This window comes from Rhodococcus sp. NPDC078407 (assembly GCF_044542515.1).
Classification (GTDB): Bacteria; Actinomycetota; Actinomycetes; order Mycobacteriales; family Mycobacteriaceae; genus Rhodococcoides.
On sequence record NZ_JBITUQ010000028.1, the window covers coordinates 43730 to 68211 of the forward strand.

Consider the following 24482-nt stretch of genomic DNA (forward strand, 5'->3'; position numbering starts at 1 on the left):
CTACAACTTTCGTGTTCTAGGCCACCGCGTCGGACAAAGTCGTCAGCTTCTCGACTTCCTGGCTGGTCAGCGTCAATGCCGGGGCGTCGAGAAGGGCAGGCAGCTGAGAGAGCGTGCTCGCGCTGGCAATGGGCGCGGTGACGCCCGGACGCGCCAGCAGCCAGGCCAGAGCGACGCTCGAGATCTCGGCGGAGCGCGTTTCGGCGATCTCTCGCAGCCCCTCCACCACGTCCAGACCGGCATCGGAGAAGTATCCGGTGGTCAGTCGTTCGCGCTGCGTGCCGTCGAGGTCCGCTCGCGTCCGGTACTTGCCCGTGAGGAATCCGGCGGCAAGAGAGAAGTACGGGAAAACACCCAGGTCGTTCTCGACGGCCAGATTCTGCAGTTCGCCCTCGTAGTCGCGGCGAGCGACGAGGTTGTAGTGCGGCTGCAGCGCGATAGGAGCCGCGAACGCGTGTTCCTTCGCCAGCTCCAGCCACTCACGCACCCGCGACGGGGTGTAGTTCGAGATGGCGACGTAGCGAACCTTGCCTGCTTTCACGAGTTCGTCGAACGCGGCCAGGGACTCCACCAGCGGCGTCGTCTCGTCGTCGTAGTGCGCGTAGTAGACGTCGATGTGGTCGGTCTGCAACCGGGCCAACGACGCGTCGGCGGCCGCCCGGATGTTGTCCGGGGCCAATCCTCGGAACTCCGGATGCTGGCTGACCTTGGTGGCGATGACGACATCGTCCCGGTTGCCGCGGGCCTTGGTCCATCTACCGATGATCGTCTCGGATTCGCCGCCCGAATTGCCGTCGGCGAAGGCCGAGTACGAATCTGCGGTGTCGATGAGGTTGCCCCCGCCTGCGGTGAAGGCATCGAGGATCTCGAAGGACGCGGCCTCGTCACTGGTCCAGCCGAAAGTGTTCCCGCCGAGAGCGAGCGGAAAGATGTCGAGATCGGAACGGCCGATGGAAACCACGGATAAACCCCTTACGTTGGCGTACAACTCGACTGTACGAGCCCGGAGGAGCTCAGTGCCACGTGTGATCGACCAGAGCGGTGCGCGGACCGAACTTGGGTTTGGTGGCCTTTCCGCTCAGGTACAGCAAACGAATCGCGCGATGCCGATGCGGGGCCAGAGGCCGCAGGTACTCGACCATCTCGGCGTCGTCGATGGGCCTGCCCAACAGTGACCAGCCCACCACGGACGCCAGGTGATAATCGCCCACCGACAACGCGTCGGGATCCCCGAGTGCGCGCTGTGCTGTCTCCGCCGCCGTCCAGATGCCGACGCCGGGGATCGCGCGCAGCCTGCGAGCCGCGTCCGCCGACGTCATCGTCGACGCCTCCTCCAGACGTCCGGCTGCGCAGGCAGCGCGGACGATGGTCTTCGACCGAGCGGGGTCGACATTGGCGCGGTGGTAGTCCCATGACGGGATACGACGCCACACGTCGGGTGTGGGGAAGACGAACATCGGCTTCGGCGTCGGCCCCGGTGCCGTTTCACCGAACTTGCTCACCAGGTACCGCCACGAACCGAACGCCGAAATACCGTGTACGCGCTGCTCGATGATCGCGGGAATCAGGGCTTCGAGCACCAGTCCGGTGCGGCCCAGACGCAGGTGCGGCAATTGCCGGTGCGCCTCGCGCAGAATCGGATGCTCCGGTGCGAACGCGCCGGCATCGTCGTGTAGGCCGAGCAGAGCAGGCACCGCGTCCACCAATTCGGCTGCGCCGCGGCCCCAGGCACGAACCTGAACGCTCATCGGTGACGCCTGCATCAGGCGGTACGTCACCGGTCCCGACGGCATCCTCGAGGTCCGCCAGATCCCGCCGTCCGGCGTCGACTCGTAGGTGGGATCGCCCCGGCCACGACGCAGCGGCGACAGCGACATGCGCACGTCCATCCTCTTGTCGGACGTGACGAGGCAAGCGATCCCGTCGGTACCGGCATCGTCTGGCATCGGTGTGTCACCTCCGAACGGGCGTGGTCGTAGAGCGGGGTGGATTCTGAGCGGGGCCGCCGGTGCACATCATTCCAGCGCCGGCGGCAAGATACATAGTGCCCGCAGGGCGGGCGTGCCATCCACACGATCAGGAGGATCACCGTGACTCGATCGAGTGCAGCGTCGTTCGTCGGGGTCGCCTTCGCGTTCGTCGTCGCGATGATGGGCACCACTATGCCGACGCCGCTCTACGCGTTGTACGAGGTGGAATTCGGGTTTACCGTATTCGTCGTCACGCTGGTGTTCGCCGCTTACGCCGTGGGGGTTCTCGCGGCGCTGCTGGCTTTCGGCCGCTGGTCCGATTCGCTGGGTCGCCGTCCGATGCTGTTGGCGGCCATCGCTTTCGGTCTCGTCAGTGCCGTGGTGTTCGTGACTGCCGGGTCGCTGACCGCGCTGGTGATCGGGCGCGTGTTGTCCGGTATCTCGGCCGGGATCTTCGTCGGTACCGCCACGGTGACTCTGCTCGAGTTGGTTCCCGAGCAGTGGCGTGATCGGGCTCCGGCAATCGCCACGGCCGCCAACATCGGCGGTCTGGGACTCGGACCGTTGGTGGCGGGTCTCCTGGTGGAGTATTTGCCGCAGCCCTTGCGGCTGACGTTCTACGTCGACATCGCATTGCTTCTCGTGGCCGCAGCCGCGGTGTACTTCGCGCCCGAGACCGTCCGAGTCGCTGCCGGTGCCCGGCCCCACGTGCAGCGCCTGTCCGTGCCGACAGAGGTACGCGGCACCTTCCTGCGAGCGGCCGTCGGTGGATTCGCCGGATTCGCAGTGCTGGGTTTGTTCACCGCCGTCTCACCCGGTTTCATCGCCGGGGTTCTGGGGATCGGCAATCACGCCGTCACCGGTGTGGTGGTGTTCGCCGTCTTCGCCGCGTCGGCGACCGCCCAGATCACCCTGCGTGCCGCCGATCCGACATCGGCTCAACGCTGGGGCTGCCTGGTGTTGGTGTTCGGTCTGGTGTTGCTCGCCGCGTCCTTGCTCACCACGTCTCTGATCGTGTTGGTCTGCGCGGCCCTGCTGTGCGGAATCGGGCAGGGCGTGACGTTCAGCAACGGGATGGCCGCGATCGGCGCTCGGCTTCCGCCGCACCGTCGGGCCGAAGTGACCTCCACCTTCTTCGTGGTGCTCTACATCGCGATTTCGGTTCCGGTGATCGGTGCCGGGTTCGCGGCGACCGAGTGGGGTCTGGTGACGGCGGGCGTGGTGTTCTCGGCGCTGATCGCGGCGCTGGCGTCGGTGGCGTTCGTGCTGCTCACCGTCGACGGTAGAAAGGCCGCTCGAAGCCGCACGGCGTGAGCCGCTGCGCGGGGCCGATCGCGCCGTCGGCACGGGGTCGTCGAGTACCTCGATGTTCCCGAGCGAGTCACCCGGAGTTTGTCGGTAGCCCGACGTAGGGTCTGAGACCGTGATCATCGTGAGTACGGACGGCTCGTGTCTGCGTAACCCCGGCGGAGCAATCGGGTGGGCGTGGGTCAATCACACAGGGCCGAGCAACTCCGGCAGCGAGCCCTCGGGCACCAATCAGGTCGCCGAGCTTCGTGCCCTGCTCGAGGCAGTTCTGGCCCACCCCGGCCCCGAACCACTGTTGATCGAGTCCGACTCCCAGTACGCGATCAAGTGTGCGTCCGAGTGGCTCGCCGGCTGGAAGCGCAAGGGCTGGAAGACCGCGAGCGGCACGCCGGTTCGCAACCTCGAGCTCGTGCAGAACATCGAGCGGGCCATCACCGACCGTGAGGGGCCCGTCCGGTTCCGGTGGGTCCGCGGGCACGTCGGGAATCACTTCAACGAAGCAGCCGACGCCTTGGCCGGCGAAGCAGCTCGCGCCATGGCTGCGTCGGGTGCCAACAACCCCGCCGTCATCAAGCCTGCCGTCACCGAGCCTGCCGAGGCTCGTCCCTCCTTGTCGTCTGTTTCGGCGACGGCACACGAGAACGCGACCTCCGACGACGGGGTGCCCACCCTGTTCTGAAGCAGGAGTCGTCGGCGCGGTGTACCGACCACCTATAGAATTGCGACATTTCCCCCAATTCGGGTCGATCGATCCGGCCCTGACACCGGAGGCGTCGAGCGCACTGTGCACTCCTTGGATTCGAATCGGCCGACCTCGAAACGGCCTCTGTTCGCCCGTCACCCGGTGACCACGTGGTGATCACCGCGCTTCTGTCGCTTCTGCTCGGCTTCGTTCTCACCGCCGCGATCATCGCGGCCAACGGCTACTTCGTCGCCCAGGAATTCGCGTACATGTCCGTGGATCGCGCGACACTGCGGACCGGAGCAGCGAAGGGCGACGCGTCGGCCGAGCGGGCGTTGAAGGTCACCAAGCGCACGTCGTTCATGCTCTCGGGTGCTCAACTCGGCATCACCGTGACCGGTCTGATGGTCGGTTACGTGGCCGAGCCGTTCATCGGTGAGTCATTGGGTGAACTGCTGAGCAGTGCCGGAGTTCCTGTTGCGGTGGGTATCTCGATCGGCACGGTAGGCGCGCTGGTGCTCGCGACCGTCGTGCAGATGATCTTCGGTGAGCTCTATCCGAAGAACCTGGCGATCGCCGATCCCGACCCACTGTCGCGCCGCCTGGCCCGCTCGACGCTGATCTACCTCGCTGCCTTCGGGTGGTTGATCACGTTCTTCGACAAGTCCTCCAATGCGATGCTTCGACTGCTGAGAGTCGAGCCGGTACACGACGTGGACAGCAGCGCCACCGCCAAGGACCTCGAAAGCATCATCGAGGACTCCCGCGCCAGCGGTGATCTGAGCGAAAATCTGTCGCTGCTGCTCGACCGGATCCTGGACTTTCCGGAACGCGACGTCGAACACGCGATGATTCCGCGCAGCCGCGTCGACGCGGTTGGGCCCACCACTCCGATCGGTGAGATGCGCGCGCGCATGGTGCGCGCACACACGCGATATCCCGTGATCGACGACCGCGACGAGCCTGTCGGCGTGGTTCAGCTGGCCGAGGTGCTGGCCGCCGCGCCGGACGACCCTCGTCCGGTCACCGAGATCATGCGTGCCCCGCTGATCGTCCCGGAACTCATGTCGCTCGAAGATGCGCTCGAGCTGTTGTCCAGCACGAAGAACGAGCTTGCCTGCGTCATCGACGAGTACGGCGGGTTCGCAGGAGTGCTCACCATCGAAGACCTCGCGGAGGAACTCGTCGGTGAGATCACCGACGAACACGACGACGAGGAGATCGCCGGTGTGCAGAACCGAGAAGACGGAGTCTGGCTGATGGACGGTGACGTCCACGTCGACGAGGTGGAGCGCATCATCGGTCGCGACATGCTCCTGCCGCGAGGCGATTACGAGACGCTCGCCGGCCTGCTCATCGCCGAGGGCGGCAACCTGCCCGAGGTGGGAGACACGGTACGCGTCGACCTCGCCGTGTTCGGTGCCGATCTGATGGAGGAGACGCCGCCGCGACCCTCCCTCGAAGTCGAGGTGCTCGAGGTGGACCGCCACGTGCCGAGCGAACTGAGAATACGACTGCACGAGGACGTCTTGGAAAAAGACGACCCGGAGTCCTCGGACGGGACCGGACGATGAACGCGTGGACCGTCGTCGCGGTGACGGTAATGCTCATCGCGCTCAGTGCATTCTTCGTCGTCATCGAATTCGCGTTGCTCGGTGCTCGCAGGCATCGACTGGAGGAGAAGGCCGGAACGAGCCGCTCGGTGCGGGCCGCTCTGCGCGGCATGAACGAACTCACCATCATGTTGGCCGGTGCACAGCTCGGAATCACGGCGTGCACCTTCGCGCTCGGTGCCGTCACCAAGCCCGCGGTCGATTCCTGGCTCGGTCCGGTGTTCACCTCGTGGGGTGTGCCGGGTTGGCTGGCCGGAACCGCTGCGTTCGCACTGTCCCTGTTGCTGGTGACGTTTCTGCATCTGGTGATCGGAGAAATGGCCCCGAAGTCCTGGGCCATCGCGCATCCGGAACTCGCAGCCACCATCATCGGGCTGCCGTCTCGGGCATTCGTTCGCCCGTTCCGGTTGTTTCTGGTGTGGGTCAACAAGATCGCCAACACACTCGTCGAACGGTCGGGAGTGGAACCGGTCGAGAGCGCTGCTGTCGGTGGGCGTGACGCCGACACCATTCGTAATCTCGTCGAGTACTCGTCTCAGGTCGGGGTGCTCGAGCCCGAGCTGCAAACCCAGATCACTCGGGTGATCGAGCTCGAGTCGCTGACGGTCGATCGGATCACGGTGCCCGACTCCGAGGCGACCTCGGTTCCACACGGTGCCACGGTCTCCGATGTGCAGGCCGCTTCGCTGAAATCCGGACACCTACGGATACCGCTCGCCGACAGCTCCGGTGCGACACCCGGCGTCGTCCACGTACGCGACACGTTGCTTGCCGATCCTGCTGAGCCCGCTGCCGATTACGCGCGTGAGGCTTTCGCGGTCGAGGGGTCGACTCCCGTGTACGAGCTACTGGGGCAGATGCGGAAGAGAAGCGTCCAGCTCGCGATCGTCGAGGAAGACGGGAAGTTCCTCGGCATCGTCTCGCTCACCGACGTCATCAAGCGGGTGCTGCCCACCGCCCCCGCGGCATAGACGCCAGTCCCGGGATCATCGGCTTCTTCGTCGTCAGCCGCGGGATTTCATCCGGGCGTTCGGCAGTTCGGGTGCATGCAGCCGCGACCCTGGGTAGTCCTCGACCGTTCCGAACTGGCCGTTCTCGGCCTCGTACGCCGCCCGATACTCGACGACGTCCTCGTGGCTGCGGCCGACGAAGTTCCACCACATCACGATCTGCTCGCCGAACGGCGGGCCGCCCAGCAGCAGGAATCGAACCGGATCCTGAGTCGGATTGTGCAGGTGCAGCTCGTGTTCACCAGGTTCCACGTAGCCCAGCTCTGCAGCGCCCAGCTCGGTGTCGGCGAGGGTCACCGATCCTTGGTCGGCGATGATGCCGTGCTCGAAGGTCGGGTCCACCTCGAGGGTGACACGCGCTCCGGCGTCGAGCACCATTTCCGCCCCCAGCAGCGGTGTGTACGTCGACACCGGTGAAGTTTCGCCGAGCGCGGTGCCGAGGAAGACTCGGGCGCTGAGTCCGGGTGCGGTGACCGGTTCCGGTACGTAATGCTCGAATGTCGGTGCCACGAAGCGCGATGCCGCCGGCAGCGCTACCCACAACTGCATGCCGTGCAGGATGTCGGTGTTCGGTGTCGACACTTCGGAGTGACTGATGCCCTGGCCGGCGGTCATCAAATTGAGCTCACCGGGCCGGACCATGGCATGCGAGCCGACACTGTCGCGATGCTCGATCTCACCGGAGAACAACCAACTGACCGTCTGCAGTCCGGTATGCGGGTGCGGCGCTACGTCCATGCGCGAGCGCTCGGGGCCGTAGTGATCGGCGAAACACCACGCGCCGATGAGCGATCGGTCGCGGTGCGGCAGGGTGCGGCGCACCTTCATCGCTCGTGGGCCGCCGAGTGGAACCTCGCGTGGGGTGAGAACCTGAATCATGAGTGCTCCGGGGTGTCGGTCTGGGCGAGTCTGAGCTCTGCGCACCTATTGTGGAGCGTCCAGCTGTTCGTCTGGCCGGCACCCTCGCTTGGTTGAGGCTCGCGGCTGTGGAAGGCCTGGTCACAGGCTATGCGTCCGGTGGCGAAAAAACTTCGAAAGAATTTTCCATCCGATACCCATCCACCCGGGAGGGTGCTGCGAATACCCATTGAGACACCCGCTGCTGCTGTCGCCCCCGACCGCCGTCAGTAGTGGGTGTCTCCCTTAACGTGCGGGGCTCCCTTTATGCGCGGGGCTGCGATGCCCGTTCGCGAGCGCAGTTGCGCCGCCATCGGCACCTGATTCCGGCCAGCGACATGGTGAGTGCCACCCGATCCGCTGTCGATTCGAGGCCATGACTCTTCCGACGGTCGAGGACTGCCCGTGTCGAACCGACGAGTTTCGTCTCCGACCCGGACATCGATCGGTACGCTGCGTCAGCGGGGCACAATGTCGTTTCACCAGGGAGCCCTCATGCGCAGAGACTTTCGATTGCCCACCGTGCGGCAGAGCGGGCCATCGGCCGAGAGCCGCACCGGGCGTTCGATGCAGGTGCGCGGCGAGACACGCAGTCGCCATCGGAGGGAATCGACCGCGGCGTCACGGGGGCGGACCCCGAGGACCGCCCTTGCGCCGCTCGGTGCTCATTCCAGCGCCGCTCAGGTGATTCGCCACTGGTTCCTCACTCCGCACGACTTCGAATGGGTCTTCGTGCACAGGTCGACGCGTCCTTTGCATCGTCTGATCCGGGTCGTGTTCGCCAGCTGTGTCGCGTTGTACGCGGCCGTGTCGCTTCTGATGTTGGGTTCGCCGAACGGGCCGGCCGGCACGGGTCCCGTCGCCTACGTGATCTTCGTCCTGATCCTTCAGGTTGCCGTGATCGTGCGGTTGTTGGTCGGTCCCCTGCCCGACCGAAAATGGCAGTTGGTCGCTTTTCTGGTGTTCGGCGACGTGGGTCTTGCGTCGGTGATACTCCTCGATGTACCCACGTCGGCTCTGATCGGCACGTTTCTCTTTTCGCTGACAGGGTCGATGTGCACCTTCTTCCTCGGACCGAAACTGCTCGTCGCACATCTCGCATTCGCCAATCTCGTGATCGCCTACATCGGCATCGCCGCATACGTACAGGGATTGTGGGGCCCGTGGGACGCGATCGCCGCGGTGCTGGTCGCCGGAGGTGCCACGTCGGGTGTTCCGGTTTTCGCCCAGATCGCGTGGTTGCTGGTGTCCGAGGATGCCCGACAGTCCGAGATCGATCCACTGACCCGAACGCGAAACAGACGCGGACTGCAGAATGCGATCGAGGATCTGTGGAATGTTGCTCACAGCGAGCAGTTGGCGTTCGTGCTCGTTCTCGTGGACATCGATCGGTTCAAGACCGTCAACGACCGTTACGGACACGACCAGGGTGACGCCGTCATCGTCCTGGTGGCCGAGCGACTGTGCGGCCACGTGGGTACGTCCGGGGTCGTAGCTCGCACAGGGGGCGAGGAGTTCGTGGCCGTCCTCGTCGGTCGGACGGACCGGCTGCATGCACTGGTACTCGAAGTCAGCGAGACGCTGACTCATCGTTCGGATCCAATTCCGGTGACGGTGAGTGCGGGTGCGGTGGTGTTCGCTCCCGGCTCCGAGGCGTGGACGTCAGGGCCGAGCCTGGTCAAAGACGCTACGCGCGCGGCCGACTCCCTCATGTACCGCGCGAAGTCGGCAGGTGGAAATCGAACGGTGCTCGAGACGATGTAGACGTTCGAGGCCATGGCCTGTGAGAGCGCAGTTGGCCGAGCCGACTCACCAACCGGTCGGTGTCGAGACCGACACACCCGTCGGCGAATTCTCGCAACGGGACGACGGCATGGAAATCGGCACGCACATCGCGGTCGTACAGAATGTCCACGAGATTCGCGAAACGCCGAGCGGCGAATTCGTCGACAGTCGCAAGTGCAGGAATTTCGGTGACGGTCACCGACGTCACTTCCGCGAGCATCTGCAGATAGTCACCCGTCGAACGTGCAGCGCAGCACAGCTCGGCAAACGTGTGACCACCCGGGTGAGGCTCGAGAGTCCATGTCCCCGAGGCGAATCGGGACTGGCTGGTAGCGGCGGAGCGGTAGTCGACAGGCCCGTCGATGCGGATCACGTCGAGATTTCTCTTCAGCTTCTCGATCGTCGGCACGAACGTCTGGTGGAACAGCGGATTCGGCAGCAACTCGTCGGGCGCATAGTTCGAGGTGACGACCAGGGCGACGCCGCGAGCGAAGAGGGCGTCGAGCATGCGCGTGATGAGACGGGCGTCGCCGATGTCATGGACGTGAAACTCGTCGAAGCACAACAGCGACGCGGGACCCGAACCTGTCGAGAGGATGTCGTCGATGGCTGCGTCGATCGAAAAGTTGCGACGAAAGTACGCCGCGTGCAGGTCCCGAAAGAAGCTGTGGAAGTGGACCCGCTTCTTCGTCTCGATGCCGACACCCGCGAAGTAGGTGTCGAGCAGCCACGTCTTTCCGCGACCTACCGGCCCCCAGAGGTAGATGCCCTTCGCTCCGGGCGTCGAGAGCGCGTCCGCGGCTGCGGCCTGGGCGTCGTCGAGAACGAAGTCGGTATCGAAGGTGTCTCGCGGTGGAGTTGGCCTCATGAAACGAACCGTACGCCGACGGACTCTACATTCGTAGAGGGAGTGTGTAGGGTCACGGCCATGGATCGCCGAACCGCCATCGCCGACGCCGCACTGGGTGTCATCGCGCACGACGGCTTACGCGCGTTGACCCACCGCGCGATCGATTCGGCGCTCGGTTATCCGGCCGGATCGACGTCGTACTACTTCCGAACCAAGTCCGATCTGTTGGCGGCAGTGGCCGCCCGACTGGTCGAACTGTCGCGTGCGTCGTTCCTGGAAATAGCCAGCGACGAGACCGATGTGGCGACGGTGGTCGCGAAGTATCTCCACACAGCGCTCACCCATCGCATGATCGAGCTGCGGGCCCGTTACGCGTTGATGCTCGATCCTGCTGTTGCGCCGGATGTTCGGACTGTCCTCGCGCGCTCGCTGTTCTCTCTCGAGCGGGCACAGGCGTTGTTCGACGAACCGGCTCACGGGGACGGGTTGGTCTCGCTGTGCGAGGGCTTGGTAGCCGATGTCGTTTTCGGTCGTCGCACATCGAAAGACATTGTAGCGCTGCAGCTACCGATCGAGGTGTACCTCCGAGGGGCCTCGGTGGCCTGATTGCCGGCTACCCCGACCGCGCGCGCACCGTCGTGAGCGAGCGCGCAGTCGGAGTGTCACAACGGGTAGCCGACTCCGGTGAGCTTCTCGCTGACGTCCCACAGCTTCGCGGCGAGGGCGGGATCCTGTGCCATACGAGTCATGGACGCCGGGCCCGGCTTGCCACGCGACTCGAAGAGCGATGTGGGGCCGCTGTAGGTGCCGCCGCCTGCGACGTCGACCGCATAGATCGTGGGAAGCGCTCCGGCACGGGCGGATTGGGAGATGAACTTCAACCCGATCGGTGCCAGCGTTGCCAGGATCTTGTTGCTGCCCAGGCCGTCCGGGCTGGAATACAGCTCGGTCGACGAGATGCCGGGATGCGCAGCGTTGCTGGTGACCTTCGATCCGGCCTTGTCGATCCGGCGCTGCAGTTCGAGCGCGAACAGGATGTTCGCGAGTTTCGAGTTCGCGTACCCACGCTGGGCGTTGTAGCCCCGCTCGAGCTGGAGATCGTCGAAATCCAGCTTGGGGCGCTGCCGGTGCGCGACGGACGCGATGGTGGTGATCTTCGCGTCGTCGGCGAGCTTGGGGAACAGCATGCCGGTCAGTGCGAAGTGACCGAGGTGATTGGTACCGAGCTGCAGCTCGAATCCGTCCTCGGTCTCGGTTCGTGTAGCCGGCATCATGACGCCTGCGTTGTTGATCAGTACGTCGATGGACTCGGGGGCGGCCGCGGCATAGTCGCGTACCGAGGCCAGGTCGGCGAGGTTGAGGGTGGCGGTGTCGACGGTTCCGTTCGGTGCCTCCGCGCGAATTTTCGCCGCTGCGGTCTCGGCTTTCTGCCGGTTACGGCACGCGAGCGTGACATGGTCGCCACGTTTTGCGAACTCCAGGGCGGTGAAGTAACCGATTCCGGTGTTGGCTCCGGTTATGACAACGCGTCTCTGCTTGGTTTCAGGCACGGCGTCAGGCTACCGGTCTGCTCTAGAATGCGCCCGTGAGCAGAGCAGAAACCGACGAACATTCGGACTTTCCCGAGGGGACCGGAAAACCTGCGTCCGGTGCGTTCCGCGCGGCCGGCTACCTGTGTCTGGACGACCTCGTGGGTGTGCCGGCTTCGGAGCTGAGAAAACTGCACGGTGTGGGCCCGAAAGCGCTCGAGGTCGTCCAAGCCGCGTTGGAGCAGACCGGTAGATCGCTCGGCTGACCTTCAGGCCCAGTGATTGGGCCGGGTGAGCGACTCGGGCAACCGGGTTGCTCGGTCACCCCGTGCCGCATTCACCTGGAACTGCGTGGCATAGATGCTGCCCCGCAGGTCTGCGCCGCGAAGGTCGGCACCACGAAGATCTGCGCCGATCATGTCGGCCAGACGCAGGTCGGCACCGCGCACGTCGGCTCCGATGAGATACGTGCCGCGAAGACTCGCGCCGCGCAGATCGGCACCGGCCAGTTTCGCGCCGATCATGTCGCGTCCGCGGTAGTTCTTCTTCTTACCCACCACCTCGGCACGCACCAGTTCACTTGCAGCGATGAGTAACTCGTTGATCCGCGAGCGCAGGACGGAGACATCGACCGACATCAGGATCTCGGGAGTGGCCGACGTGAGTGCATCCAGCTCGTCGTACTCACCGACGAGCCGGGTGTGCAGGCTTTCCGTCGATTTCCGGCCGCGCGCATCCGCCAGGTACCAGAGCAGCTCGTGCAGATCACGCATCACCGGAAAAACCGCGAACATCTCCGACGCGTTCGACGGCTGCTGCCGCCAGTCGCGCCCCGCGAACGTGGACCGGGACACCTGCTGGCCCGCACCGAAGCAGTCGTACACCGTGCACCCGGGAAAACCCTTGTCCCGGAGCGACGAGTGAATACCGCACCGCGAGTCCTCCAGCAGATTGCTGCACGGCTCACCGGCGGCCTTGTCGACTGCGAAATCCGACGACTTCGCGAAGGGCAGAGCGACGCAACAGAGTCCGAAACAACTGCCGCAATCGGCCAGTAGGTTCTCGGGCGCGCGCATGCGTCCACTCTGTCCTTCGACGACCGGCAGCGTCAAACGAGATTCGACCGGACGGGATCCGGTCGGGTGGGGGATACAGTGTGCAGCTGGGCGCACGGCAATTCAGGAGGCCGTCCATGGTGGAACCGGAGTTCGACGCGGTGGTGACCGCACTGCGGGCTGCCGGGTGCGTGTTCGCCGAGCAGGAAGCCGAGATTCTCGTCGACTCCGCGTCGAACCCGCAGGCGCTGGTAGAGATGCTGGGGCGTCGAGTCGCCGGTGAGCCACTCGAGCACATCGTCGGCTGGGTGTGGTTCTGTGGTCGACGCATTGCCGTCGAGTCCGGCGTCTTCGTGCCCCGTCGTCGCACCGAGTTTCTCGTCGAATGTGCTGCTGCACTGCACCCCTCGGTCCTGCTCGACCTGTGTTGTGGATCCGGAGCGGTCGGCCTGTCGGTCGCCGGTGTCACCGAGTTGCATGCGGTCGATATCGACCCGGTCGCGGTGCAGTGCGCCGAACGCAACCTGGCTGCCGTCGGAGGTACCGCGCACTGCGGTGACCTGTTCGACGCGCTGCCGCCCGAGCTACAGGGCAGATTCCACGCGATAGTCGTCAACGCGCCGTATGTGCCGACGAGCGAGATCGAGCTGATGCCGAGAGAGGCGCGACTCCACGAGCCGCACATCGCGCTCGACGGCGGCGTGGACGGTGTGCGGCTCCATCGGCGGGTCGCGGCGCAAGCCGCCGAGTGGTTGGCCCCGCGCGGTAGTCTTCTCATCGAAACCAGTGCACTGCAAGCTGATTCGACGCTACAGGCCCTGTCAGAGGCCGGCTTTCTAGCCGGTCTCCGCGAATCCGAGAGGTTCGACGCCGTCGTGGCTATCGGCTCGACGAGCCGATAGTGATCCACCACGTGTTTCGATAATGGGTCCTGGTGGCATTCACCGACCATGACTACATTGCTTTTCGCGGTAACCGCTGCTGACCACTGGACCTTGAACGACGGAAGCAAGCACCCCACCGGCTACTGGGCCGAGGAGCTCGTCGAATCCCATCGCACCTTCGTCGACGCGGGGTGGGACATCACGGTGGCCACGCCCGGCGGCAAGGCCCCGGTCGTCGACGAGGGCAGCCTGGCGGTCGACGCCAATGGCGGCGACGAAGAAAAGGTGGCGGATCAGAAGAGCTACCTCGCGTCGATCGAGTCGATTCTCTCCTCGCCTGCTGTGCTCGAGGACCAGAAGGCCTCGGACTTCGACGCCGTGTTCGTTCCCGGTGGCCACGGCCCGATGGAAGATCTTGCCGTCTCGACCAGCTTCGGCGCATTGGTTGTCGACTTCCTCGACGCGAACAAGGTGGTCTCTGCGGTGTGCCACGCACCGGCCGCGCTGCTTCCCGCCGTTCGCAGCGACGGAACCTGGGCGTTCGACGGGTACGAGCTCACCGGATTCACCGACGAAGAAGAAACCCAGGCCGGGTTGGCGGACAAGGCCCCCTGGCTGCTCGAGACCCGGCTGCGCGAGAACGGTGCGAAGTTCGAGAACGCGGACGCATGGTCGCCGCATGTGGTGGTCGACCGGAACCTGTACACCGGACAGAACCCGGCTTCGACGCGTGCGCTGGCCGAGAAGCTGGTCGGTGCGCTGAAGTAAATACCGTCCTCGGTCGGTGTTCTGCCCAGGGAGAACACCGACCATGAGGGGGAACATCACTACTGCTTCCGAAGTTGAGTCCGGATAGCTCAATCTTTGGAGGAGAAGTGACCGAAACCGTTCGTGTTCCCGTGCTGTTCCTGACCGACCCGATAGTGCTCCCCGGAATGGTGGTGCCCGTCGAACTCGACGAGGCCGCCCGCGCCGCCGTCGACGCGGCAGAGGCGAGCAACGACGGAGCATTGCTCGTCGCACCCCGTCTCGAGGACCGCTACGCCGCGTACGGCGTTCTCGCCACGATCGTCCAGATGGGACGACTGGCCGACGGTCGACCGGCCGCCGTCATCAAGGCCTCTCGCCGCGCGCACATCGGCCACGGCGTCAGCGGTCCCGGTGCTGCTCTCTGGGTCGAGGCCGAGCCCGTCGCCGATGCAGCTCCGACCGACGATCTCAAAACCCTTGCCGCCGAGTACAAGCAGCTCGTCGTGGCGATGCTGCAGCGTCGTGATGCCTGGCAGGTGATCGATTCGGTGAACAAGCTCACCGACCCCGGCGCAATCGCCGACACCGCGGGCTATGCGTCGTACCTCACCGACGTACAGAAGCGTGACTTGCTCGAAACCCCCGATGTAGCAGCTCGATTGACCTTGCTCATCGAGTGGACGAAGGCGCATCTGGCCGAGGTCGAGGTGAACGACAAGATCTCCGGCGACGTCCGCGAGGGGATGGAGAAGACTCAGAAGGAGTTCTTGCTGCGCCAGCAGTTGGCCGCCATCCGCAAGGAACTCGGTGAAGACGAGCCCGACGGTGCCGATGACTATCGCGGCCGCGTCGAGGCTGCGGATCTGCCCGAGAAGGTGCGCGAGCAGGCGCTGCGTGAGGTCGGCAAGTTGGAGCGAGCCAGCGACCAGAGCCCCGAATCGGGTTGGATTCGCACCTGGCTCGACACCGTGCTGGATCTGCCGTGGAACAACACCACGACCGACAACACCGACATCGCTTCTGCGCGAGTCGTTCTCGATGCAGATCACCACGGCCTCGATGATGTGAAGGACCGGATCGTCGAGTATCTGGCCGTCCGTGCACGGCGCTCCGAACGGGGTATGCAGTCCGTCGGCGGTCGTGGTTCGGGTGCCGTCATGGTGCTCGCCGGACCTCCCGGGGTGGGTAAGACCTCGCTGGGTGAATCGGTGGCGCGCGCGCTCGGTCGCACCTTCGTCCGGGTGGCCCTCGGCGGTGTTCGAGACGAGGCGGAGATTCGTGGGCACCGGCGAACCTACGTCGGCGCACTGCCGGGCCGAATCGTTCGTGCCATCGGTGAGGCCGGATCGATGAATCCCGTTGTGCTGCTGGACGAGATCGACAAGGTCGGTTCGGACTACCGCGGCGATCCCAGTGCTGCACTGCTCGAGGTGCTGGACCCGGCACAGAATCACACGTTCCGTGACCACTACCTCGATCTGGATCTCGACCTGTCGGACGTGGTGTTCCTCGCCACGGCCAACGTGATCGACCAGATTCCCGGCCCGTTGCTCGACCGCATGGAACTGGTGACCATCGACGGATACACCGAGGACGACAAGGTCGTCATCGCCCGGAACTACCTCCTTCCCCGTCAGATGGACAGAGCTGCGGTCACCTCCGAGGAGGTGACGGTGACCGACGCCGCCCTGAGGAAGATCGCAGCCGACTACACCCGCGAGCCCGGGGTGCGGCAACTCGAGCGCCTACTGGCCAAGGCTCTGCGCAAGGTTGCGACGAAGCTCGTGGGTACCACCGACGTTCTGCAGATCGACGAGCCCGATCTGGTGACCTACATCGGTCGACCGCGATTCACGCCCGAGGCGCACGAGCGAACCGAAGTACCTGGTGTGGCAACGGGTCTCGCAGTGACCGGTCTCGGCGGTGATGTGTTGTTCATCGAAGCCGCCTCGACGGACGGCGATGCCGGGCTGAAGCTCACCGGTCAGCTGGGCGAGGTGATGAAGGAGTCCGCACAGATCGCGCTGTCCTATGTGCGTTCGCACGCAGCGCAGTTCGGCGTCACACCCGAATCGCTCGATCGCAGCATTCACGTCCACGTTCCAGCGGGCGCGGTGCCGAAGGACGGGCCGTCGGCCGGCGTGACCATGGTGACCGCGCTGGTGTCGATGGCCACCGGACGGCCGGTGCGGTCCGATGTCGGCATGACCGGGGAGGTCACGCTGAACGGTCGGGTGCTGCCGATCGGTGGAGTGAAGCAGAAACTGCTCGCAGCGCAACGAGCGGGGCTGAAGACGGTGTTCATTCCGGCGCGCAACGAGCCGGATTTGGACGACGTGCCCGCAGAGGTGCTGGAGGCGTTGGACGTCCGTCCGATGACCGATGTTGCCGACATTCTGGCGCTCGCGCTGGAGCCGGTGGCAGCAGCCGCTGCGGCGTGAGATGGGGCATTCCCGTCGAGGTAAGGGGACCCGGGCTTGACCTCGAGTTATGTCGAGGTTCTACGTTCAGGACCCGAGGGTGACGACGTGAGGGTGGCTGCATGAGGGTGACGACGTGAGGGTGATGACATGAGCATGGAGATGACCGCCTGGAACCAGATGTATCGGACCATGAACAGGCCCGATACCCAGTCGTCCTTCTCGAAGGAGACGGCCCGGAGGATTCTGACGTTCGCGGCACCGCATCGCCGCGCGCTGGCCGGGTTCCTGGTGCTCAGCGTGGCTCTGGCCGTCCTTGCCGTCGCCACTCCGGTGTTGGCGGGACGGGTGGTCAATGCCATCGTGGACGGCCGCGAGCTGCGCGTGGTGGTCATGTTGGCACTGGCGATCGCGGCGATCGCACTGGTGGACGCCGTGGTCGGTCTGATCAATCGGTGGCTCTCCGCGAACATCGGCGAAAGCCTCATCCTGGATCTCCGTACTGCGGTGTTCGACCACGTGCAACGCATGCCGATCGCGTTCTTCACACGAACTCGTACCGGTGCGCTGGTGAGCCGACTGAACAACGACGTGATCGGCGCGCAACGTGCGTTCAGCACCACGCTGTCCGGTGTCGTCAGCAATCTGGTGACGCTGGCGTTGACGCTGGTGGTCATGATCGGGATCTCGTGGCAAATCACCCTTCTCGCGCTGATCCTGTTGCCGGTGTTCGTGCTGCCTGCGCGCAGAATGGGCAGCCGCCTCGCGCGGTTGCAGCGTGAAGCGGCAGCGCACAATTCGGCGATGAGTACGCAGATGACCGAGCGATTCTCGGCTCCGGGAGCGACGCTGGTGAAGCTGTTCGGCCACCCCGAGCAGGAATCGGTCGAGTTCGCGGTACGCGCTCGGCGCGTGCGCGACATCGGCGTCCGCAGTGCCATGGTGCAGACGGTGTTCGTGACGGCACTGACGCTGGTCTCGGCGCTGGCGCTGGCCGTGGTGTACGGACTCGGTGGCTTCTATGCCCTCCGGGGGACGCTCGACCCGGGTTCGGTTGTGGCGCTGTCACTTCTGCTCGCGCGTCTCTATGCGCCGCTGACCGCTCTGGCGAGCGCGCGAGTGGAGGTCATGAGTGCTCTGGTGAGCTTCGAGCGGGTCTTCGAGGTGCTCGATCTCGTTCCACTCATCTCTGACAAGCCCGACGCGAAGCCGCTGCCCGACGGCCCGGTAGCCGTGGAACTCGACGATGTTCGGTTTGCGTACCCCTCTGCCGACAAGGTTTCGCTCGCCTCGCTGGAAGAGGTCGCCACATTGGATTCGCGCGGTGGGGAACAGGTTCTGCACGGAGTGTCGTTCCGCGCCGAGCCCGGTCAGATGGTGGCCTTGGTCGGGTCATCCGGTGCCGGCAAGTCCACGATCGCGCAGATGATCGCCCGCCTGTACGACGTCGACAGCGGTGCGGTCCGCCTCGGCGGCGTCGACGTGCGAGATGCGACGGCCGAATCCGTCCGGGGCACAGTGGGAATGGTGACCCAGGACGGTCACTTGTTCCACGAGAGCATCCGGTCCAACCTGGTGCTGCCGCGGCCCGGAGCCACCGACGACGAAGTGTGGGATGCGCTGACGAGGGCGCGGCTCGCGGATCTCGTGCGTTCCTTGCCCGACGGCTTGGACACGATTGTCGGCGAGCGTGGATATCGGCTCTCCGGTGGTGAGCGTCAGCGCTTGACGATCGCGCGGTTGCTGATCGCGCAGCCACGAGTCGTCATTCTCGACGAGGCCACGGCGTCACTGGATTCGACGTCCGAGGCCGCTGTGCAGGCTGCGTTGGCCGAGGCGTTGGAAGGGAAGACGTCGGTGGTCATCGCGCACCGGCTCTCGACCATCAGGGCGGCCGACGTGATCTTGGTGATCGAGGACGGGCGCATTGCCGAGCGAGGCACGCACGACGAACTCCTCGCAGCGGGTGGCCGCTACGAGGAGCTGCATCGGACTCAGTTCGCTCAGTCGGACAAGCTGGACCGGATCCCTCAGGGTGCGGGCACCACGGTGGACGGGTCGTCGTCGGTTGCCGCGGCGAGCATCGGGGTGAATCCGTCGATCGCGTAGTCCAGCGACAGCGGGCTCGAGTAGCCGAGAGCCGAGGGCAGATCAGTGCTGAACGAGCCGATGTAGACGGTTCGATCCTGGCTCACGACGTCGAGTGCGGCGATCAGTGGGTTCGCTTGGAGCTGCTCACGGCTCTGGCCGGCGATGACGAGTACGTCGGTGTCGAGTCGCTCGAGGTTCTCCGGGCTGATGGTCTCGGATGCGTCGGGGATCTCGAACCCGAGATCGGTGAAGAACAGGGCCCGGATGTCGTCCTTGCCGAGCAGCAGGTAGCTGCCGTCGTCCATGACGAACGCGAGCGACAGTGACTTGCCGGTGAACTGCGGATTCTCGGACTCGGTGGTGGCGAATTTCTGCTCGAGCGTGGCCGTTTGTTCCTGCGCCTCTTGGCTCTTGCCGAGTGCTTCGCCGACCACGGCGAACTCCTGCTGCCAGGTTGCGGCGGGAACGTCGTCGTAGCCGCCGATATCGGCGATCGTGGGTGCCATCCCCGAAAGCTGATCGTATTGGCCCTGGTCGATGAAGGAATACGGCCCGAGGATCAGATCGGGCGTCTGAGCGGCGATCTGTTCGAGGTTGAGGTCGGTACTGCCGACTTCGGGAATCTCGGTGCCGCCCAGGGCCTCCTGGGCCCACGGGCGCTGCCGGTAGTCGTAGCTCAGGTTGCCCCGCGTCGCCACAGGCTTGACCCCGAGTGCGAGCGCGAAATCCTGCTCGTTGAACCCGATCGTCACCACGCGGGTGGGCTCGGCGTCGACGACCGTCTCGCCGAACTTGTGCTCGATGGTGACGGGGAAGCCCGATTCGCTTCCGGAATCGCCGGATGTGGCGGTGGTGTTGTCTGACGAACAGCCGACCGCCAGTGCCAAGATCGAGGCACTGGCGGCGACGAGCTGTGCGGACTTCTTCATGTGATCTCCTCGCGCAGAATTATGCGAGGTTAGCCTAACCGACCCACATGGGGCTCCGGCCATGTGGCCGGTTCGGGCGGCGAGATCAGCAGGTGGTCGGTGCGGGTACTCCTGCGAATCGCTGGTCGATCCATTCGAGTGCCTGCGGCAGACCGAGTACGGCGGCGGTCAGGTGATCGTTGCTCGGCACCCTGACCTCGGTGACCAGTACGCCCGCACCGCAGTATCGGGCCAGGGTGTTGTCGATGGCGCTGACCGGGATCAATGCGTCGGAGGGGCTGTGCCACTCGAAGAACGGTGCCTTCGGTACGCCCGGGTACATCTCGACGCTGTTCTCGTTGACGGCGGCGATCGCTTCCGGACTGTTGATCAGGTCGAGCGTGCCGGCGACCTCCATGGCGCTCTTGCCTGCGCCCGCGGTGATGATGTCGTTGGTGCACCCGTTCTGCATCTTGCGCTCGATGTCCTTGCCCAGCGGGTTCAGCTGAGAACTGATCGGGATGCGGTTGGGGTACTCGCGTTCGATACCGAGTGCGGCAGCAAAGGCCAGTCCGAACATCGGGTGCGGCGCGAAGCCGAGATCGCGAGCCATGCGCTCGAGGTTCATCGGAGCGCCACCCGCGGCGCTACCGACGATGTTGAGTTCGGGGGCGTAGTCGTTCTGCAACGCGGCGGCCCATGCTGTTGCCATACCGCCGCCGGAGTAGCCCGCCAGGGCAACTCGGCTGTCGCGAACCTGGATGGGATCGAAACGCTGTGTGGCGCGAATGCTGTCCAGCACGATCTGTCCGCCGAGCTTGGCGGCACCGTAAGCGCTCCGGGGTCCGAGGTGATCGGCGATGGCGACGGTCCAACCGCGCTGCAGTACTGCGTTGAGGGCCGGAGCCTCGCGAATCGCAAGATTGGGGTCGTTGGTCCACAGCGCTTGTGAGGGTGCACATTCGAGACCGAGCGCGTTGATGATGTGTTGGTAGGAAAGCAGCGGGCCGTTGGGGGCTTTGTTCCTCGGGACCATCACGGTGTTGATCGCCGCAATGGGGTCACCGGACGAGTCGGTCGAGCGGAACTTGAGCTGCCACACGTCGACATCGAGGAATCCGGGAGGTGGGGGCATCGGCCGGCTGGAGATCACGTCGCCGGGTTGCAGTGCCTCGAGATCCGCAGGCGGTGCACCGAATCCATCTGCGATCGGGGCCGGCATGAGCGGCTCTGCCGCTGCCTGACCTGCACCGACGAGCGATGAACACAACACGGCCGCAGCCGTTATCGTGGCAGCGCCTGCCAATTTGAGAACCCGCATGTAGATAATCCCCTCCGTGCCTGAATCGAAACGGCGTGCGCTCCGATGATCCGACTAGCTCCCGCGGAGCAGGGCCGGTAAATCGATATAGCTGCTATTGCGACACTCGTTACGCTCCCCCCGGAAACGATAGGACGAACGGTACGCACTCGAAGATTCTATGGCAACAGAAGAACGGACTCTGTGCCGGTTTCTTGGAAAGATGCGAAAAACTTCGTCTTGCGCACGTAGCGCTACTCGAGAACGACGTCGTTCGGTGCTTTGTCCGGGCGCAGGCCGCGCCAGCTCGGATGTCGCAGATGACCCGATTCGGTCGATTCGTAGAATCGCACCTCACCGACGAGAGTCGGTTCGACCCACACCGCGCCGTTCCGATCGGCGGTCGGCAGCACCGAGGAGAAGGGGCTGTCCGACGTCTCGAGTGGGGTGAGAAGAGCGGCGAGAGTGTCGAGGGCGCGGTCGTCGAACCCGGTTCCGACGCGGCCCACGTAGCGCAGGCGATCGCCGTCGGGGATTCCCATCAGGAGGGATCCGAACCCGCCGGCTCGACGTCCCTGGCCCCGACGCCACCCACCGATCACGACTTCCTGCGTCCGCCAGTTCTTGTGCTTGATCCACGTGTGGGCTCGCTTGCCGGGTTGGTACACGGAGTCCGTCCGCTTGGCGACGACACCTTCCCACCCACGTTCTCTGCTTTCGGCGACGGCGTCTTCCGCGGTGCCGCTCAGTCTCGGAGGTACGAGCACCGAGTCGAGTCCGGTGGTGAGCAGTTCGAGCAGTCGTCGTCGATCGGAGTACTTCTTGCGCAGTAGTGAGGTGCCGTCGAGGTAGAGCAGATCGAAGGCGATGAACCGGATGTCGTCACCGGTGGCGTTCTGCAGCATCTCGAAGCTGCTGACGCCGTTCTCGTCGAACACGACGACCTCTCCGTCGATGACGGCGTCGTGCTCGGACAGGTCGTCGGCCAGGGATCGAAGGGCTCCGAACTTCTCGGTGTAATCCTTGCCGCTGCGGGTGCGCAGGGTCATGGACCCGTGCGTGAGTTCCGCGACGATACGAAACCCGTCCCATTTGCCCTCGAACGACCACTCGTCTTCCTCGAGACCGAGAATGTCGCTTGCGGTCGCGAGCATCGGCGAGATGTTCTTCGGTGGGGGATTCTCGGTCGGCTCGCTGCTGTCTTTCATCAGATGCATGAGCCACTGGTTGCCCTTGGTGCGGATCAGAGCGAACCTGCCGTGTGCCTTGGATCCGTGGAGTACGACGATGACTTCGTCGTCGCGCCACTTCTCGAGCTCGTAGGTTCCGCTGTCCCAGATCGAGACGTCGCCGCCGCCGTACTCGCCCTTGGGGATTCGACCGGAGAACGTTGCGTACTCGAGCGGGTGATCCTCGGTGTGTACCGCCAGCCGGTTCTGCTTGGGGTCTACCGGAATGTTCTTGGGGACGGCCCACGAGACCAGGACTCCGTCGTGTTCGAGCCGAAAGTCGTAGTGCAGGCGTCGGGCATGATGCTCTTGGATGACGAAGGTGCCGTTGTTGCCCTGCGGCTCGGCGGTCGCCGGCACCGGCTCGGGAGTGCGGTCGGCGCTCCGCATGCTGCGGTACTTGTCGAGTTTGTCTGTGGCGACAGCGCTTTCGGTTCCCTTCTCGCCTGCTCCGACGGCGGGATCCAGATCGGCGAGTAGGTCACCGACGTCGGGCATGCGCTCGAGGACTTCCTCGAACCGAAGCTGTTGCAGACCAGGAGCTTCCAGCTCTTCCCAGGTGCGCGGTGCCGCGACGGTGGGGAGCGACCGCCCACGCAGCGAGTACGGTGCGACCGTCGTCTTCTTTCCGTTGTTCTGACTCCAGTCGACGAATACTCTCCCGGTGCGTTTCGCCTTCGCCATCGTGGCGGTGACGCGGTCCGGCGAGCGCTCTTCGAGCAGTGTGGCAACACGTTTGGCGACAGTGGACGCCCCCGACGTCGACAGTGGCTTCTCGAGCGGGACGTACAGGTGAATTCCCTTGCTGCCACTCGTGACCGGGTATGCCGTCATACCGATGTCTCCGATGAGATCTCTGATCTCGCAGGCCACTTCGGCACATCGAGCGAGGTCGACGTCATCACCGGGATCGAGATCGAACACCATGCGGGTGGCAGGTCCGGGCTCGGTGCCGTCGAATCGCCATTGCGGAACATGCGCTTCGATGGCTGCCTGCTGGCCGAGCCACGCCAGATCGGCTGCGGTGGAGAACAGTGGGTAGGTGACCACCCGATCCGAGTGTTGCATCGACCGGCGGTCGAGCCAGTCGGGTGCTGATGCGGCGAGATTCTTCTCGAAGAACGACGACTGGTCTACGCCGTTCGGCCAACGTTTGCGGGTGACGGCGCGGCCGGCGAGATGCGGAAGCATAGCGTGCGCCACGGCGACGTAGTACTCGATGATGTTGCCCTTGGTGGTGCCGGTCTCGGGAAACAGCACTTTGTCGAGGTTGGTGACGGAGACCTTCCGTCCCTCGATGTCGAGCGTGGCCATCGTCTCAGGTTAGTAGTCGCCGTCTGAACCTGCGAGGGAGTTGTGACAGGCTCGATCCCATGGCAACGATCAGTGTCTCGGTACAGATGCCCGAGAATCCGCAGGGCGCGTGGGACAAGGCTTCCGCGCTCGATCGATTCGACGAATGGATGACCATCCACGGCGGGTGGTGCACTCCGCCGCCGAAGAAGGTCGGCAAGGGAACCAAGATCGAGTCGTTGGTGAAGGTGAAGGGTTTCAAGAACACCATCAAATGGGAGTTCACCGAGTACGACGAGCCCAAGCTGATCGAGATGTCCGGCCGAGGTAAAGGCGGTGTGCGGATCTCGCTCACCGTGCACGTGCGCGAGGCCGAGGGTGAATCGGAGCTGACGCTCGACGCGAAATTCGGCGGAGGTGTGCTCTTCGGTCCGGTGGGATCGGTGGTGGCGCGGGCACTCGACACCGATATCAAGCAGTCTGTTGCAAATCTGGCTGCGTTGAACTGACCAGTTCTTGCTGAAGTAGCTGCACGGCAACCTCTTCCAGCCCCGCACCGTGTTCTCGGTGCGGGGCTGGATTGTTTTTGTGCGGTTCGATTGCGGGGCTTACGCGATGTGGGGGCCGGCTCGGGCGTGGGATTGTCTCGGTTGTCGGTAGGGGTCGACGGTGGCCGGTGGTACGAACCAGGGGTGTTGGTCGGTGCCGATGAACACGTCCCAATCCGAATGATGGATCAGCCGGTGGTGGAATCCGCAGAGCAGAACCAGGTTGTTCATGTCAGTGGGGCCGCCGTCGGTCCAGTGCCGGATGTGGTGCAATGCCATTAAGTTAGCCGAAACGATAAAGCGACACGCGGTGTAGATGCGCATTTTAAGTTGCGTGTTTCGTAGAATTTATTGGTGGAC

At 64.6% G+C, this 24482-nt stretch carries 22 protein-coding genes; 12 read left to right on the forward strand and 10 right to left on the reverse strand.

Going from position 1 to position 24482, the window contains the following annotated elements:
• Positions 1-16: 16 nt before the first annotated feature.
• A complete protein-coding gene (locus tag ACIGGF_RS22085) occupies positions 17-961 on the reverse strand; it encodes an aldo/keto reductase (RefSeq protein WP_397523299.1) in 945 nt (314 codons plus the stop codon).
• A 52-nt stretch (positions 962-1013) separates the two neighbouring features.
• The gene (locus ACIGGF_RS22090; protein WP_397523300.1) at positions 1014-1946 is read right to left on the reverse strand and encodes a DNA-3-methyladenine glycosylase family protein; all 933 of its coding nucleotides are present in this window, start codon (positions 1944-1946) and stop codon (positions 1014-1016) included.
• Positions 1947-2090: 144 nt separating this feature from the next.
• Here ACIGGF_RS22090 and ACIGGF_RS22095 point away from each other — a divergent pair, with 144 nt between their 5' ends.
• From ACIGGF_RS22095 to ACIGGF_RS22110, 4 genes are all read left to right on the forward strand, one after another.
• Complete coding sequence (locus ACIGGF_RS22095) at positions 2091-3284, forward strand: MFS transporter (RefSeq protein ID WP_397523301.1); 1194 nt, start codon at positions 2091-2093, stop codon at positions 3282-3284.
• A 109-nt stretch (positions 3285-3393) separates the two neighbouring features.
• Positions 3394-3957 (forward strand): ribonuclease H, encoded by a 564-nt coding sequence (locus ACIGGF_RS22100; protein WP_397523302.1) that lies wholly within the window; start codon positions 3394-3396, stop codon positions 3955-3957.
• A 176-nt stretch (positions 3958-4133) separates the two neighbouring features.
• The gene (locus ACIGGF_RS22105) at positions 4134-5534 is read left to right on the forward strand and encodes a hemolysin family protein (protein WP_397523321.1); all 1401 of its coding nucleotides are present in this window, start codon (positions 4134-4136) and stop codon (positions 5532-5534) included.
• Positions 5531-6544: a hemolysin family protein gene (locus ACIGGF_RS22110; protein ID WP_397523303.1), complete on the forward strand. Its 1014-nt coding sequence runs from the start codon at positions 5531-5533 to the stop codon at positions 6542-6544. The genes ACIGGF_RS22105 and ACIGGF_RS22110 overlap by 4 nt, the downstream gene beginning before the upstream one ends.
• 33 nt (positions 6545-6577) lie before the next feature.
• Here ACIGGF_RS22110 and ACIGGF_RS22115 read toward each other — a convergent pair whose 3' ends face one another.
• Positions 6578-7462: a pirin family protein gene (locus tag ACIGGF_RS22115; RefSeq protein ID WP_397523304.1), complete on the reverse strand. Its 885-nt coding sequence runs from the start codon at positions 7460-7462 to the stop codon at positions 6578-6580.
• A 792-nt stretch (positions 7463-8254) separates the two neighbouring features.
• On the opposite strand from ACIGGF_RS22115, the gene ACIGGF_RS22120 reads away from it, so the two are divergent.
• On the forward strand, positions 8255-9244 hold the full coding sequence (locus ACIGGF_RS22120) for a GGDEF domain-containing protein (protein WP_397523305.1): 990 nt from the start codon (positions 8255-8257) through the stop codon (positions 9242-9244).
• Here the strand turns inward: ACIGGF_RS22120 and zapE are convergent.
• Positions 9189-10133: a cell division protein ZapE gene (gene zapE / locus ACIGGF_RS22125; RefSeq protein WP_397523306.1), complete on the reverse strand. Its 945-nt coding sequence runs from the start codon at positions 10131-10133 to the stop codon at positions 9189-9191. The two genes, ACIGGF_RS22120 and zapE, sit on opposite strands and share 56 nt — an antisense overlap.
• A 60-nt stretch (positions 10134-10193) precedes the next feature.
• Here zapE and ACIGGF_RS22130 point away from each other — a divergent pair, with 60 nt between their 5' ends.
• Positions 10194-10721 (forward strand): TetR/AcrR family transcriptional regulator, encoded by a 528-nt coding sequence (locus ACIGGF_RS22130; RefSeq protein ID WP_397523307.1) that lies wholly within the window; start codon positions 10194-10196, stop codon positions 10719-10721.
• 56 nt (positions 10722-10777) lie between these two features.
• Here the strand turns inward: ACIGGF_RS22130 and ACIGGF_RS22135 are convergent, their stop codons facing one another.
• Entirely contained in the window at positions 10778-11665 is an 888-nt protein-coding gene (locus ACIGGF_RS22135; RefSeq protein WP_397523308.1) for an oxidoreductase, read from the reverse strand.
• A 35-nt stretch (positions 11666-11700) separates the two neighbouring features.
• Here ACIGGF_RS22135 and ACIGGF_RS22140 point away from each other — a divergent pair, with 35 nt between their 5' ends.
• A complete protein-coding gene (locus tag ACIGGF_RS22140) occupies positions 11701-11910 on the forward strand; it encodes a DNA-binding protein (RefSeq protein ID WP_397523309.1) in 210 nt (69 codons plus the stop codon).
• Positions 11911-11913: 3 nt separating this feature from the next.
• On the opposite strand, the gene ACIGGF_RS22145 is transcribed toward ACIGGF_RS22140, so the two are convergent.
• A complete protein-coding gene (locus ACIGGF_RS22145) occupies positions 11914-12720 on the reverse strand; it encodes a pentapeptide repeat-containing protein (protein WP_397523310.1) in 807 nt (268 codons plus the stop codon).
• A 116-nt stretch (positions 12721-12836) separates the two neighbouring features.
• On the opposite strand from ACIGGF_RS22145, the gene ACIGGF_RS22150 reads away from it, so the two are divergent.
• From ACIGGF_RS22150 to ACIGGF_RS22165, 4 genes are all read left to right on the forward strand, one after another.
• Complete coding sequence (locus tag ACIGGF_RS22150; protein ID WP_397523311.1) at positions 12837-13601, forward strand: putative protein N(5)-glutamine methyltransferase; 765 nt, start codon at positions 12837-12839, stop codon at positions 13599-13601.
• A gap of 48 nt (positions 13602-13649) precedes the next feature.
• Entirely contained in the window at positions 13650-14351 is a 702-nt protein-coding gene (locus tag ACIGGF_RS22155) for a type 1 glutamine amidotransferase domain-containing protein (RefSeq protein ID WP_397523312.1), read from the forward strand.
• A 167-nt stretch (positions 14352-14518) separates the two neighbouring features.
• Positions 14519-16774, forward strand: coding sequence for an endopeptidase La (gene lon / locus ACIGGF_RS22160; RefSeq protein WP_397523322.1), 2256 nt, complete (start codon positions 14519-14521; stop codon positions 16772-16774).
• A gap of 129 nt (positions 16775-16903) precedes the next feature.
• A complete protein-coding gene (locus ACIGGF_RS22165; RefSeq protein WP_397523313.1) occupies positions 16904-18862 on the forward strand; it encodes an ABC transporter ATP-binding protein in 1959 nt (652 codons plus the stop codon).
• Here ACIGGF_RS22165 and ACIGGF_RS22170 read toward each other — a convergent pair.
• The 3 genes from ACIGGF_RS22170 to ACIGGF_RS22180 form a co-directional block, all read right to left on the reverse strand.
• Positions 18784-19773, reverse strand: coding sequence for an ABC transporter substrate-binding protein (locus ACIGGF_RS22170; RefSeq protein ID WP_397523314.1), 990 nt, complete (start codon positions 19771-19773; stop codon positions 18784-18786). The two genes, ACIGGF_RS22165 and ACIGGF_RS22170, sit on opposite strands and share 79 nt — an antisense overlap.
• A gap of 85 nt (positions 19774-19858) precedes the next feature.
• A complete protein-coding gene (locus ACIGGF_RS22175; protein ID WP_397523315.1) occupies positions 19859-21073 on the reverse strand; it encodes a lipase family protein in 1215 nt (404 codons plus the stop codon).
• Positions 21074-21306: 233 nt separating this feature from the next.
• Entirely contained in the window at positions 21307-23595 is a 2289-nt protein-coding gene (locus tag ACIGGF_RS22180) for an ATP-dependent DNA ligase (protein WP_397523316.1), read from the reverse strand.
• Positions 23596-23654: 59 nt separating this feature from the next.
• Here ACIGGF_RS22180 and ACIGGF_RS22185 point away from each other — a divergent pair, with 59 nt between their 5' ends.
• Complete coding sequence (locus tag ACIGGF_RS22185; protein WP_397523317.1) at positions 23655-24083, forward strand: SRPBCC family protein; 429 nt, start codon at positions 23655-23657, stop codon at positions 24081-24083.
• A gap of 99 nt (positions 24084-24182) precedes the next feature.
• On the opposite strand, the gene ACIGGF_RS22190 is transcribed toward ACIGGF_RS22185, so the two are convergent.
• On the reverse strand, positions 24183-24395 hold the full coding sequence (locus ACIGGF_RS22190; protein ID WP_397523323.1) for an HNH endonuclease signature motif containing protein: 213 nt from the start codon (positions 24393-24395) through the stop codon (positions 24183-24185).
• Positions 24396-24482: the final 87 nt, after the last annotated feature.